At 63.8% G+C, this 15,804-nt stretch carries 13 protein-coding genes; 11 read left to right on the forward strand and 2 right to left on the reverse strand.

Going from position 1 to position 15,804, the window contains the following annotated elements:
* Window positions 1–112 precede the first annotated feature (112 nt).
* The 3 genes from HNP48_RS07115 to HNP48_RS07125 are packed head-to-tail and all read left to right on the forward strand — an operon-like array spanning window position 113 to window position 3,345.
* Window positions 113–1,252: an alpha/beta fold hydrolase gene (locus HNP48_RS07115; RefSeq protein ID WP_184856187.1), complete on the forward strand. Its 1,140-nt coding sequence runs from the start codon at window positions 113–115 to the stop codon at window positions 1,250–1,252.
* Window positions 1,253–1,300: 48 nt separating this feature from the next.
* Entirely contained in the window at window positions 1,301–2,233 is a 933-nt protein-coding gene (locus tag HNP48_RS07120; RefSeq protein ID WP_184856188.1) for a bifunctional enoyl-CoA hydratase/phosphate acetyltransferase, read from the forward strand.
* Complete coding sequence (locus tag HNP48_RS07125; RefSeq protein WP_184856189.1) at window positions 2,230–3,345, forward strand: acetate/propionate family kinase; 1,116 nt, start codon at window positions 2,230–2,232, stop codon at window positions 3,343–3,345. The genes HNP48_RS07120 and HNP48_RS07125 overlap by 4 nt, the downstream gene beginning before the upstream one ends.
* A gap of 1 nt (window position 3,346) precedes the next feature.
* On the opposite strand, the gene bla is transcribed toward HNP48_RS07125, so the two are convergent.
* Window positions 3,347–4,240 carry a class A beta-lactamase gene (bla, locus tag HNP48_RS07130; protein ID WP_184856190.1) on the reverse strand — a complete coding sequence of 298 codons (894 nt, stop codon included), beginning with the start codon at window positions 4,238–4,240 and terminating at the stop codon, window positions 3,347–3,349.
* A 116-nt stretch (window positions 4,241–4,356) separates the two neighbouring features.
* Between bla and HNP48_RS07135 the strand changes: the two genes are divergently transcribed.
* Window positions 4,357–5,214 carry a LysR family transcriptional regulator gene (locus tag HNP48_RS07135; RefSeq protein WP_184856191.1) on the forward strand — a complete coding sequence of 286 codons (858 nt, stop codon included), beginning with the start codon at window positions 4,357–4,359 and terminating at the stop codon, window positions 5,212–5,214.
* 3 nt (window positions 5,215–5,217) lie between these two features.
* Here HNP48_RS07135 and HNP48_RS07140 read toward each other — a convergent pair whose 3' ends face one another.
* On the reverse strand, window positions 5,218–6,858 hold the full coding sequence (locus tag HNP48_RS07140; protein ID WP_184856192.1) for an HD family phosphohydrolase: 1,641 nt from the start codon (window positions 6,856–6,858) through the stop codon (window positions 5,218–5,220).
* 94 nt (window positions 6,859–6,952) lie between these two features.
* On the opposite strand from HNP48_RS07140, the gene HNP48_RS07145 reads away from it, so the two are divergent.
* The 7 genes from HNP48_RS07145 to HNP48_RS07175 all read left to right on the forward strand — a co-directional run bounded on the left by HNP48_RS07145 (window position 6,953) and on the right by HNP48_RS07175 (window position 15,658).
* Window positions 6,953–7,933 carry a rhodanese-related sulfurtransferase gene (locus HNP48_RS07145; RefSeq protein ID WP_184856193.1) on the forward strand — a complete coding sequence of 327 codons (981 nt, stop codon included), beginning with the start codon at window positions 6,953–6,955 and terminating at the stop codon, window positions 7,931–7,933.
* Entirely contained in the window at window positions 7,930–8,610 is a 681-nt protein-coding gene (locus tag HNP48_RS07150) for a glutathione S-transferase (RefSeq protein ID WP_184856194.1), read from the forward strand. Before HNP48_RS07145 ends, HNP48_RS07150 begins: the two co-directional genes overlap by 4 nt.
* Window positions 8,611–8,721: 111 nt before the next feature.
* Entirely contained in the window at window positions 8,722–9,423 is a 702-nt protein-coding gene (locus HNP48_RS07155; protein WP_184856195.1) for a hypothetical protein, read from the forward strand.
* Between the two features lie 71 nt (window positions 9,424–9,494).
* A complete protein-coding gene (locus HNP48_RS07160) occupies window positions 9,495–11,045 on the forward strand; it encodes a hypothetical protein (protein WP_184856196.1) in 1,551 nt (516 codons plus the stop codon).
* 692 nt (window positions 11,046–11,737) lie between these two features.
* The gene (locus HNP48_RS07165) at window positions 11,738–13,087 is read left to right on the forward strand and encodes a dsDNA nuclease domain-containing protein (RefSeq protein ID WP_311773811.1); all 1,350 of its coding nucleotides are present in this window, start codon (window positions 11,738–11,740) and stop codon (window positions 13,085–13,087) included.
* Window positions 13,077–13,631: a hypothetical protein gene (locus tag HNP48_RS07170; protein WP_184856198.1), complete on the forward strand. Its 555-nt coding sequence runs from the start codon at window positions 13,077–13,079 to the stop codon at window positions 13,629–13,631. The genes HNP48_RS07165 and HNP48_RS07170 overlap by 11 nt, the downstream gene beginning before the upstream one ends.
* Window positions 13,628–15,658: a hypothetical protein gene (locus HNP48_RS07175; RefSeq protein ID WP_184856199.1), complete on the forward strand. Its 2,031-nt coding sequence runs from the start codon at window positions 13,628–13,630 to the stop codon at window positions 15,656–15,658. The genes HNP48_RS07170 and HNP48_RS07175 overlap by 4 nt, the downstream gene beginning before the upstream one ends.
* The last annotated feature ends 146 nt before the right edge of the window (window positions 15,659–15,804 follow it).

Here is a 15,804-nt window from a genome sequence, read left to right on the forward strand (position 1 = left end):
GGGCTTAGGCGCCCCGAAAAAGGCGCCACATGCCCATGGTAAGCTGTTTGCTGCACCGCAACAGATGCCCCGTGCGCCCCCCTGCGCCGGGCAACCTTCTGGGAGCTTCTCCATGTCCGATCACGGCAAGGTTTCTCACGGCACACCGGCTGCACCCTTGGCGGCCGAGCACAGCGTCCCCCTCTTCTGGCCCATGGCCGCTGCCTGGCACCTGGGCGAGCAGGCCCTGGCGCTGATGCAGCGCAACGCCGACTTTGCCACCGAGGCCGCCGTCATCGACCACCCGCCGCAGCCCGCCTGGGCCACGCCCAACCAGGTGCGGCTGGAGCTGGCGACCATGCGGCTGCGCGAGTTCACCGACAGTGCGGCCAAGGGAACCCCCATCCTGGTCGACGCGCCCTTTGCGGGGCACAGCTCCACCATTGCCGACTATGCGCCCGGCCAGAGCCTGGTGCAGGTGCTCATGGCCGCCGGCGCGCCGCGCGTGCTGGTGACCGACTGGAAGAGCGCCACCCCGGCCATGCGCTATTTCGACATCGACACCTACCTGGCCGAGCTCAACGTGGCCATCGACGACCTGGGCGGCCAGGTGCACCTGATCGGCCTGTGCCAGGGCGGCTGGCTGAGCGCCATGTTCGCGGCGCGCTTTCCGGGCAAGGTCCAAAGCCTGGTGCTCGCGGGCTCGCCCATCGACACCGATGCCGGCGACGGCCCCATCAAGCGCCTGGCGCACCGCATGCCGCTTTCAACCTACAAGGACATGGTGGCCGCAGGCCAGGGCCTGATGCGCGGCAGCCTGATGCTGGCCGGCTGGAAGAACATGCACCCGGCCGAACAGTACGCCAACAAGTACACCACGCTGTACCAGCACATCGAGGACAAGAGCCAGGTCGCGCGCACCGAGCAGTTCGAGCGCTGGTACGAGAACCCGGTGGACCTGCCCGGCGCCTACTATCTGCAGGCCATCGAGCAACTGTTCAAGGAGAACCGCTTTGCCAAGGGGCAGTTTGTCGGGCTGGGGCGGACGCTGGCGCTGCGCGACATCACCATCCCCACCTACCTGCTGGGCGGCGAGGCCGACGACATCACCACACCCGAGCAGGTCTTCGCCGCGGCCGAGCTGATCGGCACGCCCAAGCACAGCATCGTGCGCAAGCTGGTGCCCGGCGGGCACATCGGCCTGTTCATGGGCAGCGGCACGCTCAAGACCGCCTGGCCGGGCATTGCCGAATGGGTATTGGGCCACCGGTGAGGCCGGGCCCTGTACCCTTCTTGTCTTCCTCAACTTTCGTGATGGACGATGAACAGCTTTGACGCCGACTCCCTGCTCGCCCACTGCCGCACGCTTGCGCCGGCCCGCACGGCCATCGTCCACCCGGTCACGGCCAATGTGCTGAGCGCCGCCCAGGAAGCCCAGCAGCAAGGACTGATCACCCCCGTGCTGGTGGGGCCCGCGGCACGCACCCGCGAGGCGGCCGAGGCCGCGTCGGTGGACATTGCGGGCTGGCAGCTGATCGACGCCGAGCACAGCCACGATGCGGCCGCCAAGGCCGTGGCGCTGGCCGCCGCGCGCGAGGTGGATGCGCTGATGAAAGGCTCGCTGCACTCCGATGAGCTGATGGCCGCCGTGGTCAAGAGCGACGCGGGGCTGCGCACCGAGCGGCGCATCTCCCACGCCTTCCTGATGGACCTGGAGAGCTACCCCAAGGCCTTCATCATCACCGACGCGGCCGTGAACATAGCGCCCGACCTGCCCACCAAGGCCGACATCGTGCAGAACGCCGTGGAGTTGTGGCACGCCCTCTTCGGCGTGTCTGGCCTGCCCAAGGTGGCCGTGCTGGCCGCCGTGGAGACCATCAACCCCAAGATGGTCGCCACGCTCGACGCCGCCGCCCTGTGCAAGATGGCCGACCGCGGCCAGATCACCGGCTGCCTGATCGACGGCCCGCTGGCCCTGGACAATGCGATCAGCGCCGAGGCGGCGCGCACCAAGGGCATCGTCTCGCAAGTCGCGGGCGATGCCGACATCCTGCTGGTGCCCGACATCGAGGCCGGCAACATGCTGGCCAAGCAGCTCATCTTCATGAGCGGGGCCGAAGCCGCCGGCATCGTGCTCGGTGCGCGCGTGCCCGTCATCCTGACCAGCCGGGCAGACAGCCAGCGCGCGCGCCTGCTCTCCTGCGCCGTGGCGCTGCTGCTGGCCCATGCGCGCAGCAAGGGGCAGATCAAATGACGCAGCCGCTGGTCCCCGTGCTGCTGGTGCTCAACGTCGGCTCGTCCAGTATCAAGTTCCAGGTGTTCGAGCGCGCATCGCTGGCGGTGCTGATGGCGGGCAAGGTGACGGGCATCGGCACCAGCGCCCAGCTGTCGGCCAAGATCACAGGTGCCGAGGCCCCCGTGCGCACTGCCCTGCCCGCGGCCGACCACGACAGCGCCATGGCCGCCGTGATCGCGCTGATCGACGAGCACGACGACGGCTGGCGCCTGGCCGCCGTGGTGCACCGCGTGGTGCATGGCGGCGCGGCCTTCCATGCGCCGGTGGTCGTGACGCCTGAGATATTGGCCCAGCTGCAGGCACTGGCCCCGCTGGCGCCATTGCACCAGCCGCACAACCTGGCCGGCATTGCGGCATCGCAGCGCCTGGCCAGCCATGCGCTGGACATCGCCTGCTTCGACACCGCTTTCCATGCGCGCATGGACCCGCTGTTCCAGGCCTTCGCCCTGCCCGGCCAACTGCGCGACCAGGGCGTGCGCCGCTATGGCTTCCATGGCCTGTCGTACGAATGGCTGGCCCACGAGCTGGTGCGCACCCGGCCAGACCTGGCCCAGGCCCGCGTGGTGGCCGCCCACCTGGGCAATGGCGCCAGCCTGTGTGCCATGCAGGCCGGCCGCAGCGTGGACACCACCATGGGCATGACGGCGCTCGACGGCCTGCCCATGGGCACACGCAGCGGCGCCATCGACGCCGGCGCCGTGCTCTATCTGCAGCGCACGCTGGGCATGGATGCGGACCAGGTCGAGCACCTGCTGTACCAGGAGTCGGGCCTCAAGGGCCTGTCGGGCGTGAGCAGCGACATGCAGGCCCTGCAGGCCAGCGCCGACCCGCAGGCGGCCTTTGCCATCGACTACTTCGCGCTCAAGGTGGCCCAGTACACGGCCATGCTGGCGGTGTCCATGGGCGGCATCGATGCGCTGGTGTTCACCGGCGGCATCGGCGAGAACGCCGACACCGTGCGCGCCGCCATCCTGGCCCGGCTGCCCATGCTGGGCAGCTTCGAGACCCTGGTCATCCCCGCAAACGAAGAGAAGATGATGGCCCTCCACGCAAAGCAGTTGCTGGGCTGACCTACGCCGCCAGTGCCCACTGCGCCACCAGCGCGCCGATCTCCGCCATGGCCGCGTCGCGCTGCTCGGGCGGCGCCTCGCCGCCGGTCAGGTAGCAGCTCACCACGATGGGCTTGCGCTCCGGGGGCCAGAACACACCCGCATCGTTGCTGGTGCCGCGCGATGCGGTGCCGGTCTTCTCGCCCGCCTTCCAGCCCTCGGGCAGGCGGGCGCGCAGGCGCTTGTCGCCCGTCTTGTTGGCCAGCAGCCAGCCCTGCAGCTTTTCGCGCGAGGCGGGCGACAGGGCTTGGCCCAGCGCCAGGGCCTGGATGCAATGCACCATGGCCACGGGCGTGGTGGTATCGCGCGGGTCGCCGGGCTTGGCCTCGTTGAGCGCAGGCTCGATGCGGTCCAGCCGCGTGATGCTGTCGCCCAGCGATCGCACATAGGCCGTCAGCGCTGGCGGGCCGCCGTTGCTGGCCAAGAGCAGGTTGGCGGCGGTGTTGTCGCTCAGGGTCATGGTGCCTGCGCACAGCTCTTCCACCGTGAGGCCCGCGCCGTCGGCATGCGGCTCGGTCACGGGGGAGTAGGCCACCAGGTCCTTCTTGGCGTAGGTGATGCGGCGGTCCAGCTTGTCGTGGCCCTGGTCCACGCGGCGCAGGGTCTGGGCGGCCAGCAGCAGCTTGAAGGTGCTGGCCATGGGAAAGCGCTCTGCGCCCCGGTGGGCGATCTGCCGGCCGGTGTGGGTATCGAGCGCGGCCACGCCCACGCGCCCGCCCACGCTGGCTTCGATGCGTGCCAGCGCGGCCTTCCAGGCGGTATCGGCTGCGGAGGCACTGTTTTTCTGCGGGCTGGTCTGGGCCCAGGCGGCCAGGGGGAGAAGGCCGATGGCGGTCAAAAGGTCTCGTCGTTGCATTTGATTACTTGGAGTGGTTGGCAGGAATGGGTGCAACGATACCGAGAGTGCTGGCAAAGCACCATCGACAATAATCGCCCCGAGACCCAAGAAAAACTTCTGGATACTTTTTCCCCATGCACCTGCCGCTCAACGCCCTGCGGGCCTTCGAGGTGTCGGCCCGCCACCTGAACCTCACGCGCGCCGCCGACGAGCTCAACGTGAGCCAGACGGCCGTGAGCCAGCACATCCGCAACCTGGAGGACCGGCTGGGCAAGCCGCTGTTCCGCCGCCTGCCCCGGGGCCTGGCGCTCACCGACGAGGGCCAGGCCCTGCTGCCCGTGCTCAGCGATGCCTTCGAACGCATCGCAGCCGCCCTGGAGCACATGAGCGACACGCGCCCGCGCGAGGTGCTCACCGTGGGCGTGGTGGGTACCTTTGCCGTGGGCTGGCTGCTGCCGCGGCTGCGCGACTTTCAGCAGGCCTGCCCCTTCGTGGACCTGCGCCTGCTGACGCACAACAACCGGGTGGACATGGCCGGCGAGGGCCTGGACTACGCCATCCGCTTTGGCGACGGCGCCTGGCATGGCACCGAGGCGCAGTGCATCTTGCACGCCCCCATGACGGCCATGTGCGCCCCCGCCCTGGCCCACCACCTGCGCCACCCGGCCGATCTGGCGCGCCAGCCCCTGCTGCGCACCTACCGCGTGGACGAATGGGCGGCCTGGTTCGACGCCGCAGGCGCCCCCTGCCCCGTGGTGCGCGGCGCCGTGTTCGACTCTTCATTGACCCTGGCCGAGGCCGCCGTGCAGGGTGCGGGCGTGGCGCTGCTGCCGGTGAGCATGTTCACGCGCGAGCTGCAGCAGGGCCGCCTGGTGCGCCCGTTTGCGCTGGAGCTGCAGCACGGGGCCTACTGGCTCACGCGCCTCAAATCACGCACGCCCAGCCCGGCGATGGAAGCGTTTCACCGGTGGCTGATAGCGCAGGTGGGGTGAGCTTCAGCCGCCCAAAGCCTTGGCAATGACCTCGGCCGGGATCTCATCCACCTGGTTGGGCTCCAGAAACTCCTGCCCATAGCGCGCATACACGCCCTCGCGCACGAACACCTGGAACAGGTCGGGGTCGATGTGGCCGTTGTCGCGCATCTTGCACATGATGGCAAGAGCCTGCGACAGCGTCATGCCGCTCTTGTACGGCCGGTCGGCGGCGGTCAGCGCCTCGAAGATGTCGGCAATGCCCATCATGCGCGCCTGCACCGACATCTGGTCGCGCGTGAGGCCGCGCGGGTAGCCCTTGCCGTCCATGCGCTCGTGGTGGCCGCCCGCGTACTCGGGCACGTTCTTGAGGTGGCGCGGCCAGGGCAGCGTCTCCAGCATCTTGATGGTGGCGACGATGTGGTAATTGACAGTGTCGCGCTCGCCCTGGGTGAGCGTGCCCGAGCGGATGGTCAGGTTCTCCACCTCCTCGGCCGTGAGAAAGCTGGTCTGCACGCCCTGCGGGTTGCGCCACTGGCGCGCGGCCGAGATGTCGCGCACGCGCTGCTGGTCCTCGGCGCGCATGGCTTCGGCGCCCTGGTTGCTGCGGCGCATGAACTCGCGCTCTTCTTCCAGCGTGTGGATGCTTTGCTGCAGGCCCTGCAGCTCCTGTGCCTCGGCCGCGGCGTCCACCACCGGGCGCAGCGCCAGCTGGCGGCGCAGGGCGGCCAGTTCGGCATCGCGCTTGAGCACCTCGAAGCGCGTGTCCACCAGGCCGATACGGTCGTAGATGGTCTGCAGCTTGGTGGCCTTGTCCACCACGTGCACGGGCGTGGTGATCTTGCCGCAGTCGTGCAGCAGGCCCGCCATCTTGAGCTCGTAGCGGTCGCGCTCGGTCATGGTGAAGCCGGCCAGCGGGCCTTCCTGCGTGGCGTTCACGGCCTCGGCCAGCATCATGGTCAGGGCCGGCACGCGCTGGCAGTGGCCGCCGGTGTAGGGCGATTTTTCGTCGATGGCCAGGTTGATCAGGTTCACGAACGACTCGAACAGCCGTTCGAGCTGGGTGATGAGCAGCCGGTTGGTCAGCGCAATGGCCGCCTGCGAGGCCAGCGACTCGGCCAGGCTCTGGTCGGCCGTGGAGAATTCGGTCACCTCGCCCGTTTCGGGGTCGCGCGCGTTGATGAGCTGCAGCACGCCGATGAGCTCGCGGTCGTGGTTGCGCATGGGCACCGTGAGGAACGACTTGGAGCGGTAGCCCGTGCGCTGGTCGAACAGGCGCGTGCCCGAGAAGTCGAAGCCCTCTTCGCTGTAGGCATCGCCCACGTTCACCGTGCGGTCGTGGATGGCCGCGTACGCCGCCACCAGCGAATCGTTGGGCGAGCCATCGGCATTGCGCAGCGGCAGTTGCGGAAAATCGATGGGCCGCCCCGTGGTGCCGCCCAGGCGGATATCGAGCGAATCGGTGCGCACGATCTCGAACTTCAGCGCATCGCCCTCCTCCGTCACGCTGTACAGGGTGCCGCCATCGGCCCCGGTGATGGCCTTGGCGGCCTCCAGAATGTTCTCCAGCAGCCGGTCGATGTCGCGCTCGCGCGAAAGCGCCGCACCAATGCCGTTGAGCTGCTCAAGCCGGCGAAAAAGGTGGACGGTGGATTCCTTGCTCATGAAGCGACCCTGGCTGCAACGTTGGCGACCGCCCATCGTAACCAAAAGTGACCGCTATCATCAGCCCTTTCTGTCCAGTTTTACAAGCCGCTCCGTGCAGTCCGTCACGCCCCGCTTCCTTACCGCCGCCCTCTACCAGTTCGTTGATTTGCCGGACTTTGCCGACCTGCGCGACCCGCTGCAGGCGTTGTGCGACGCCCACAGTGTGCGCGGCATGCTGCTCTTGGCGCCCGAGGGCATCAACGGCACCATTGCCGGCCCGCCCGAAGGCGTGCAGGCCGTGCTGGCCTGGCTGCGCAGCGATGCCCGCTTTGCCGCCCTGCAGCACAAGGAGGCCGTGGGCGAGCGCCAACCCTTCTACCGCATGCGCGTGCGCCTCAAGCGCGAAATCGTCACTCTGGGCGTGCCCGGGCTGAACCCCGCGCGCAATGCCGGCACCTACGTCAAGCCCGAGGACTGGAACTCCCTGATCGCCGACCCCGCCGTGGTGGTGGTCGACACGCGCAACGACTATGAGGTGGGCATCGGCAGCTTCGCGCGCGCCATCAACCCCCACACCAAAAGCTTTGCCGAGTTTCCGGCCTGGGTGGCGGCACAATCGCAACCCGGCGGCGCCCTGGCCGGCAAGCCCCGTGTGGCCATGTTCTGCACCGGCGGCATCCGCTGCGAAAAGTCCACCGCGCTGCTCAAGTCCCAAGGCTTCGACGAGGTCTACCACCTCGAAGGCGGCATCCTCAAGTACCTGGAGACCGTGCCCGAGGAAGACAGCCTGTGGCATGGCGACTGCTTTGTCTTTGACGAGCGCGTATCGGTGGGCCACGGCCTGGCCCCCGGCCACCACCAGCTGTGCCGATCCTGCCGCATGCCCCTGGGCGCGGCCGAACTGGCCTCGCCCCACTACGTGGCCGGCGTGAGCTGCCCCTATTGCCACGGCACCCGCACGCCCGAGCAGGAGCAGGCCCTGGCCGAGCGCGAGCGGCAGATGCAACTGGCCAAGGCGCGCGGCGAAGAGCACATAGGCGCCCGCCAGCCCGGCACGCCACCCCGCAGCCGGGCGGAGGACGACCCTGCATGAGCACCACCACCGCCCTGCCCGTTCTCTATTCCTTCCGCCGCTGCCCCTACGCCATGCGCGCCCGCCTGGCCCTGGCCGTGAGCGGCCAGGTCTGCGAGCTGCGCGAGGTGGTGCTGCGCGCCAAGCCCCAGGGCCTGCTGCAGGCATCGCCCAAGGCCACGGTGCCCGTGCTGGTGCTGCCCGATGGCACGGTGTTGGAGCAGAGCCTGGACATCATGCGCTGGGCCCTGGCCCGGAACGACCCCGCCGGCTGGCTGCGCCCCAGCCAGGGCGACGAGCCCGCCATGCTGGCACTGATCGCCGAATGCGACGGCCCTTTCAAGCAGGCGCTGGACCGGTGCAAGTACCCCAACCGCTACCCCGAGGCCGATGGCGCCCAGGCGCGGGTGCAGGCCGTGGACTGGCTGCAGGGGCTGGAGGCGCGGCTGGCGGGCCAACCGTTTCTGTTTGGGCAGCACGCCGCGCTGGCCGATATGGCGATTGCACCGTTTGTGCGGCAGTTTGCGGGGATCGATGCGGACTGGTGGGCGGCACAGCCCTGGCCAAAGCTGCAGGGCTGGCTGGCGCAGTGGCAGGCCGGGGCGCTGTTCGAGGGTGTGATGCCCAAGCTGGATGCGTGGGTGGATGGGACGGAAGGCGTGCGCTTTCCGTTTGAGGAAACTGGGCGCATCTCTTGAGTGACCTCCGCTTCTGCAGATATGCCGATGGAGGCCTATCAGAACATTCCAATTGCCTGCATCGAGATAGGATGACTGGCTAGACAAATTCGACAAAAGAGGGAGAAGTCCATGCGCCAACTGTTCATCGCTTTGGCCGCTGTCGCGGCATGTGCAGCAAATGCCCAAACAGCACAAAAGAAGCCTGCACCCCCACCCGCTGCCGCCGCTCAAGCGCCTGCGCCCGCCCCTGCACCGGCACCCGAGCCTTCAGTTCCTGTGTGGGAAAAAGAGCCCGAAGCCTTCTTGGGTGTGAAGCTCAACGAGCCATTCGCGGTACCCGCTTGCCCAATGGAGACCATCGGCCAGTACTACAAGACCCAGACGCTCAACTACAACGCCATGAAGTCGTTGGAAGGGGTCTGCTACAACCCGAATCTAACCTCCACTGGCTCGGGCGGGTCGAGCACATACAGGCTGGCGAACGTTCCGGATGTCGGCGTCGGCTATAAGGTCTTCGTCCATTCGAAGAACGGCGCGGTCAGCAAAATCACGATCGAGTTGACGCAATCGAATTTCGCCGGTCTCTTGTCGGCATTCAAAGATCGCTATGGTGAACCGACATTGGTAACCGCCAAGACAGTGAAAACGCAGGCAGGCGCAGAGTTCAGTGCCAGCGACGTCATGTGGAGAGGCAAGAAAATCTCGATCAGCATGTATGAACGCTTGAACCGAGTTGACGAGTCGTATGTACTCATTTCGGACAACGCCGCTGTGGAGGCCGAACTGGATGCGCAGCGACAAAAGCGCTCCTCGGAGGCGCAGAAGTTCTGAGCCTCTTTACGACCTCGCCGGGCGACCCGCCGACACCGCCTGAACCTCCGGGAACGGCACACAATGCCGGCATGCGTCCGCCCACCTTCCTGCGCACCGGCCTGACGGCACTGGCCTTGGGTGCATGCCTGGCCGCCACGGCAGCCCCCCTGCCCGACATGCCGGACACCCTGATCGAAAAGTCGCGCCTGGTGCGCGAATCGCGCGACCGGGTGTGGGACCCCGCTTCGGGGCAACTGGGCAACCTGCGGCAGGTGCGCATCGTGGCCGAGGGCTGCACGGTGCGCGTGATCTCGGGGCCAGACAACCGGCTGATCGGCCCGCGCGACATGGTGGACGTGGGCGAGGACAACTACATACCTGGCGACAAGACCGTGCCGCGCGATGTGGTGCTGCGCATGCGCGGCGGTGCGAAGCAGCAGCAACAGCAACAGGCCCGCGGCACGCCCTGCTTCACGCTGCAGGTGGCCACGGCGGACTATTTTCTCCTCAGTGGCGACCGTGCCACCTATCTGTTCGACCGGGTGGAGCAGCCGGCAATGCGCGTCTTCTTCAACCCCAGCTCGCAGCTGCGCGTGTGGTTCCAGGACGTGAAGATGGGCTTGCTGAGCGTGGAATCCAACGCCGGTGCACTCGCCGGTGGCACCGGCCAGGTGCAGTGGCTGAAACTGAGCAGTGCCCAAAGCAGCACCTCCATGCTGTTCCATGAGGTGCACGCCCGGCACATCGGCGTGACCAGCCTGGCACCCAGGGCGCGCTACTCCATCCGCATCGGCCCGGACACCAAGGCAGGCTACTACCAGCCCGCCCGCGCCCCCGGCAATCTGGCCGAGCTCTACCCGATCTGGATCGATGGCCCGCTGGACGCGCTGAACATACCCGCCAGCCGCGTGCACCCCATGGCGCTGACGCCAGAGATCCGCCGCGAGGCCTTGGCCCTGCGCAACGAGGTGCTGGGCCGCGCTGGGCCATCACCAGCACTGCCATCATCCCCCGGGCCCGCAGCGCTGGTGCCCAGCCCACCGGTGGCCACCGCACCGCGCCAGTTGGTGGCCGACGGCTTTCGGCCCTACCTGCCACCCGGGGTGGAACTGGCCTCCGTGAACCTGCACAAAGCCGGTGGTGCAATGGAAGGCACGGCCCCCGATGTGGCGACCGTGCGCACACTGGTGCAGTCGCTGGGCCGCTCACCCGACGTGGTCTACACCCAACTGGCCTTTACCCGCCCGCAGGGTGCGCAGGTGGCCTTTCGCGTGCTGTTCGACCTGGCCTGCCAGGCGCCGGGCGAGCCCAGCATCTGCCTGTCGGGCAGCAACAGCGGTAACGGTAGTGCCTACACCGAGGAGCAGATTCGGGGCGAACTGCTGCCCCTGCTGGGCCCCCAGGTGGACCTGACCCGGCTGCAACTGCGCGAGGGCGGCGTGGTGCTGCTCGAAGGCCGCGCCAGCGACGCCGACGCCAGGGCCGCGCTCGCCCGCGTCCGCGAGCAAGCCCCCTGGCTGCGCGGCTCGTCCAGCGGCATTGGCAATGGCAGTTTCTCCGCCCGCATGGTGTTGGTGTGCCAGGCACCGCCGCCGCGCCAGGGGGGGATCTGCAAGGCGCCGCTCTCGGCCAAGCGCTGACGGGTCGACGGCCGCGCAACCTGCTCAACACCATCCGCATCGCTATTCAACGAACCTCTAACTCGGGACACTATGCCGTGGGCATGGGCAACATGAATGTCTGGATGTTTGAGGCGGCGAAATACCCCCTGTCCAAAGGCGTGCCGGTGGTCATTTAACGCCCGCACCTACCCGCTGTATGGCTTTCAGTGCGGCGGCAAGACGACGTTCGACGCGAGTGCGGTGATGGCGGGTGACCTGAGCCCGCAGAAGGCGCGGCTGTTGCTCATGCTGACGTTGCACTAGGGAAAGGCGAGCAAGGCGGAATTGCAGGCGGCGCGTGATAGGTAACCTGAGGGCTTGCAAAGAGAGAGCTCCGAGGAGCGCTTTTTCATTGGTAGCGCTCTACAACAGTTTCGGTCAAAGTCCAAGCACTGTTACGATGACGGCTAACGGCCAATAACGGGCATTCGGGAAGTGAAAGTCGACGACCGCTCGAGGCTGATAGCAGCAGTCGGCTCCGCCCCCAGGAGCGCGGCTTAGCACCCAAATGAAACATCCAGGCCGCTGTCACTGAGTATCTTGATTGTGAAGTCTCCGACCTTTTTGAGCAATCGACTATGCTCCGTGAATTGTCCGTTACGACTGCATTGTCGCCTCCGTTTGAGCAGGTGGGCATGCAGAGGCCTCGGCGTTGGCCTTAGCGAAGAGATGTGTTTTCCCAACCATCGGAGTTCAGCAATGTCGACAGACGGAGTACGTCATTGACCATAGCAGCGCGGTCTCAGTCGATACCTTTAGGCCTACCGGGCCAAATACACGGTAGGCCTACCGTTCAAACTGATAAGGGCGACGACACTCAACTTCAATACTCATACCAGTGCACTGCAGCCGTAGTACTCCTATGTGGAGCGATAGCGGGCAAGAACGACTACGACTCCATCTGGATGGAGCACCACGATGACCTGCTCGCCGATTGCGGCCATGGCCGATATGACGCCATCCAATCAAAAACGGCCCTCAATGCAGAGTCTAGCTGGAAATGCAGTCACGAAGGTTTCGTAGACGCTGTAAGGAAGCAATGCAAGCTCGAACAGGAATACGGCGACCAAATCCGTTGCTACGTACTTTTCTCCAATATCAAATCCTACGTGCCGACGGCGAATACAAAAAAGCCAGAAACGTTCGCTTCCAGCCCAATGCGCCTCATCGACGAGTGCAAGAAAAAGTCATCTTTCGCGCGAGTGACTGAGCCGTACAAAGCGGCGCTGAAGGCACTGAGCGACGCTGTTGGCTTCAAACCTGGGGTTGTGTTTCGCGTGATGCAGAAGTTGGTGTTTCAGAAAGGCCCACAACTGGAAGCTTTTAGGGACCAGCTTGCAACCATAGTGTCTGAAGTGCCAGAGTGTAAAAACCTCCCAATGCCTCGGCTTCGCGAGGCCGGGCAACTGGTCTACCAACGTTTGCACTACGCCTCTATCAAAGATGCCTCGACGCTATCGCTACTGGCATCCCCGTTGGCGCCTGACGGTCGCGAAATGGCTTCTATTGATGCGAAAAGGGTTACGGCGGACGAAGTCAAGCAGATTCTCATGCGTCATCCAGGTGAGAACTTCCTTTATGACGACCAGGGGCAGCTTCAGCTCGGGAAGTTGTCAGGACAGAAGGAAGTACTCCGCCGCAAGATGGACCTCGGTGGGGTTGGGCGCCAATTCAGCAGCATTTGGCTTCAGGCAATATCTGCAGAAAAGCATCTGATGGAGGAGATGCTGCTAGACCCAAAGCGCGGCTTGAGGAAGCTCAACCAGTTGGAAGCTGTGATGGTCGTGGAGTGTCAAAACGCCGAAGCTGAGTTTGGTGATGACCCCGAAGACACTCGAGGTCAAAAAATTTTCAGACGAATCCTTGCTCGAACTGAAGAACTCAGCAACGGGGATAGCGAACAGGTTTTCAACGTCCGGGTTGAGACACTGCGAGGTATGGCAGGACTTCTCTCTGGAAGTTGTTACTTTGCATGGGGCAAGCCCCTTCCAGTCGATGGCGGGGTAGTCGATGGCGTTTGAGCTTGTACGTGCGCTCGCCTACACAGAGCTTGATGACCATCTCCATATGGCGAGGCTGCTTTTGCTGCTAACAGCAGTGGGCGGCAAGAACGCAAAGCCGGTAGATGGAATTACGAAACTTGCGAAGCTGGACTTCCTACTGCGCTACCCGACATGTTTGGAACGTGCACTCGAAGCCGTTGGAATAAACTCAGACACGGCAATCGTTCAATCTTTCGAGCGCACCACTATCGAAGCGAAGATGGTCAGGTTCAGATATGGACCATGGGACCCTTTGTATCGAAGGTGGCTTGCTCTACTCGTGGCGAAGCGCTTGGTACATATGTCGGCGCACGGTCGCACGGTCATCTTGCACACCACGGACCTTGGAAGAGTCGCGGCCGTAGCATTGGCACAAGACGTAGCGCTTGGAGACTTGGCGCAGCGCGCGCGCTTAATTTCCGGAGCTTTCGGCAGCCACAGCGGCAAGGCACTGTCGTTATTTTTCCAGCAGACGTTCCCTGAAATCGAAACCATGAAATGGGGAGAACCCATCGGCGTATGAATCTCTATTTGAAGTCGCTCCGCCTAGTCTTCAGGCACGCAACCGAAACCATTGAGTTCGACAGGTTCAATTTCTTCTGGGGGAAAATTGGAGCGGGAAAGTCAAGCATTGCACGGCTTATCGACTACTGCTTTGGAGGCAACGTTGAGTGGACTTATGCATTGCAAACGGAGTTTATAGAAGCGGCGTTGTCGCTCGAGTTGGCGGGCAAGGATTTAACCATTCACCGGCAGAAGGGAAGCACAACGGTCATAGCTACTTGGCTAGACGGAGAGCAAATTGAGCAAGTGCTGCTCCCTGCCCGCCGTCCTGACGGGCTGGTCATTGAGGACTCGCAAATCCAGGTTCTTTCTGACTTGCTGTTCGTTCTTGCCGAAATTCCACCGCCAATGGTTCGTAAGGGACGCGGGGGAGACCGTCAACGGCTAGAGCGATTAAGTTTTCGCGACGTCTATCACTTCTGCTATCTCGACCAAGACTACATCGACAGTGACTTCTTCAGGCTAGAAGCAACTGCAGATGTCTATCGACGCTCCAAGAGCGTCGATACGATGAGACTTTTTCTTGGCTATCACCAAGACCGGGTTGCGGCGCTGGAGGCTCGGATTCAGGGCATCCATGAGCGTCGCCTTGCTGCTAAGCAGTCCGCTCATGCCCTCGCGACCTTCTTGAAAGATGAGGGGTTTGAAACTGAAATCGAAATAGACTCGCAAGTTGAAGAGCTAAGGGCAGAGGCTGACCAAATTCGAGCACACGCTCTCAAAACTCGAGCCGATGCCAATGCCCTACTGCAGCAAGGACAACACGCCGTCGATACGTTGCGGGAGGAGGCGCGTACGCTTGCACATGAAATTGCAGGCCACGAGGCTCAACTCGATTCTGTTCACAAGCGTTTGCAGGAAACGGGGGCACTCATCAGCGAACTGAAGATGCTAACCATTCGGTATAGTCGCACTAAGTCTGCACGAGCAGTATTGGCAGCCGTGGACTTTCAAGACTGCCCACGCTGCAATCAACACCTGCCGTCAAGATTGCCCAGCCAATGCGCTGTTTGTGGACAAGATGAATCTGCTGACACGGGCACGCACGAACATCTCAATGAACAGGTCCTTCAAACAGACCTTCGGGCACGGCTTAGCGAGCTAATGGAAACTCAGGCCGGTCTGGAAACCCAGAAAAGTCGAACGACCATCCGCTTGGACAACGCCATCCGGAGGAAAGCGTCAGTAGACCATGGCCTCAGCCAGCGTATGCGAGAGTATGACTCGGCTTACCTGTCCCGCGCTGTAGAGACCGAACGCCGCGCTACGACCATTGAGCAGAAGGTCAACACGTTGCTGAGGCTGCGAAAGCTACCCGAAAAGCTCGCGAGCTTTCTCGAAGATGTCGAAGCCCTTTCCACAGAAGAAGCGGAACTGCAGACCCAGTTGAATGGTCTGCGCGCGGAAGCGTACAAAGACTTGAGAAGCATTGAGCAGTTGGAGACGTTGTTCCATGACTGCCTACTTCGCGCTAAATTTCCTGGCATCACACGCACTCATATGGTCAAGATTGACCGAAGGAGCTTTTGGCCGGAAGTCATGCAAGACGGAGTTGAAGATGTCGCAGTAACGTCCTTCGCCAACATGGGTAGTGGCGGCATGAAATGCATATTCAAAGCATGTTTTGTCATCGCGCTACATCGCTTCGCCGCAACCCGTGCTACAGCACTTCCGACACTGCTCATAGTCGACTCAGCGATGAAGAATCTGAGCGAGCGGGAAAACCAAGAGATTTTCAAATCATTTTTCGGAATGGTCTACGAGCTTGCGGGCACTGAACTTGCAAAGACCCAGTTCATCTTTATCGACAAAGAGTTCCCTGAACCTCCAACTGAAGCGCAGTTGAACGTTAAGAGTCGCCACATGGCTCCTGGCGACCCAGAAAATCCACCTCTTATTCCATATTTCCAAGTGCCAATTTCTCCGCCAGTCCAAGATGACGCTTCAGGGCCTCCGTCTGATGACGAAAGTCCGCCCTCCATCTAGAACAGTTTTCTCGCCAAGGAGCAGTGCACGAGAATGTATCGACTGACACCAGCCTTGGGCTCTGTGTAGCCGCCTTAAAAGAGACTTCTAGCCAGAGCCGGTCACAACAAGCAGGCCAGTCAGAATGCAGCGGTATCTTGTCGCTT

Origin of the sequence: Acidovorax soli, from assembly GCF_014207955.1 — a bacterium.
Taxonomy (GTDB): domain Bacteria; phylum Pseudomonadota; class Gammaproteobacteria; order Burkholderiales; family Burkholderiaceae_C; genus Acidovorax; species Acidovorax soli_A.

Coding starts and splice junctions, on each gene's coding strand:
- HNP48_RS07160 (WP_184856196.1), top strand. CDS start 9,495: ATGCGTCCGCCCACCTTCCTGCGCACCGGCCTGACGGCACTGGCCTTG.
- HNP48_RS07150 (WP_184856194.1), top strand. CDS start 7,930: ATGAGCACCACCACCGCCCTGCCCGTTCTCTATTCCTTCCGCCGCTGC.
- HNP48_RS07125 (WP_184856189.1), top strand. CDS start 2,230: ATGACGCAGCCGCTGGTCCCCGTGCTGCTGGTGCTCAACGTCGGCTCG.
- HNP48_RS07120 (WP_184856188.1), top strand. CDS start 1,301: ATGAACAGCTTTGACGCCGACTCCCTGCTCGCCCACTGCCGCACGCTT.
- HNP48_RS07155 (WP_184856195.1), top strand. CDS start 8,722: ATGCGCCAACTGTTCATCGCTTTGGCCGCTGTCGCGGCATGTGCAGCA.
- HNP48_RS07175 (WP_184856199.1), top strand. CDS start 13,628: ATGAATCTCTATTTGAAGTCGCTCCGCCTAGTCTTCAGGCACGCAACC.
- HNP48_RS07170 (WP_184856198.1), top strand. CDS start 13,077: ATGGCGTTTGAGCTTGTACGTGCGCTCGCCTACACAGAGCTTGATGAC.
- HNP48_RS07140 (WP_184856192.1), bottom strand. CDS start 6,858: ATGAGCAAGGAATCCACCGTCCACCTTTTTCGCCGGCTTGAGCAGCTC.
- HNP48_RS07135 (WP_184856191.1), top strand. CDS start 4,357: ATGCACCTGCCGCTCAACGCCCTGCGGGCCTTCGAGGTGTCGGCCCGC.
- bla (WP_184856190.1), bottom strand. CDS start 4,240: ATGCAACGACGAGACCTTTTGACCGCCATCGGCCTTCTCCCCCTGGCC.
- HNP48_RS07115 (WP_184856187.1), top strand. CDS start 113: ATGTCCGATCACGGCAAGGTTTCTCACGGCACACCGGCTGCACCCTTG.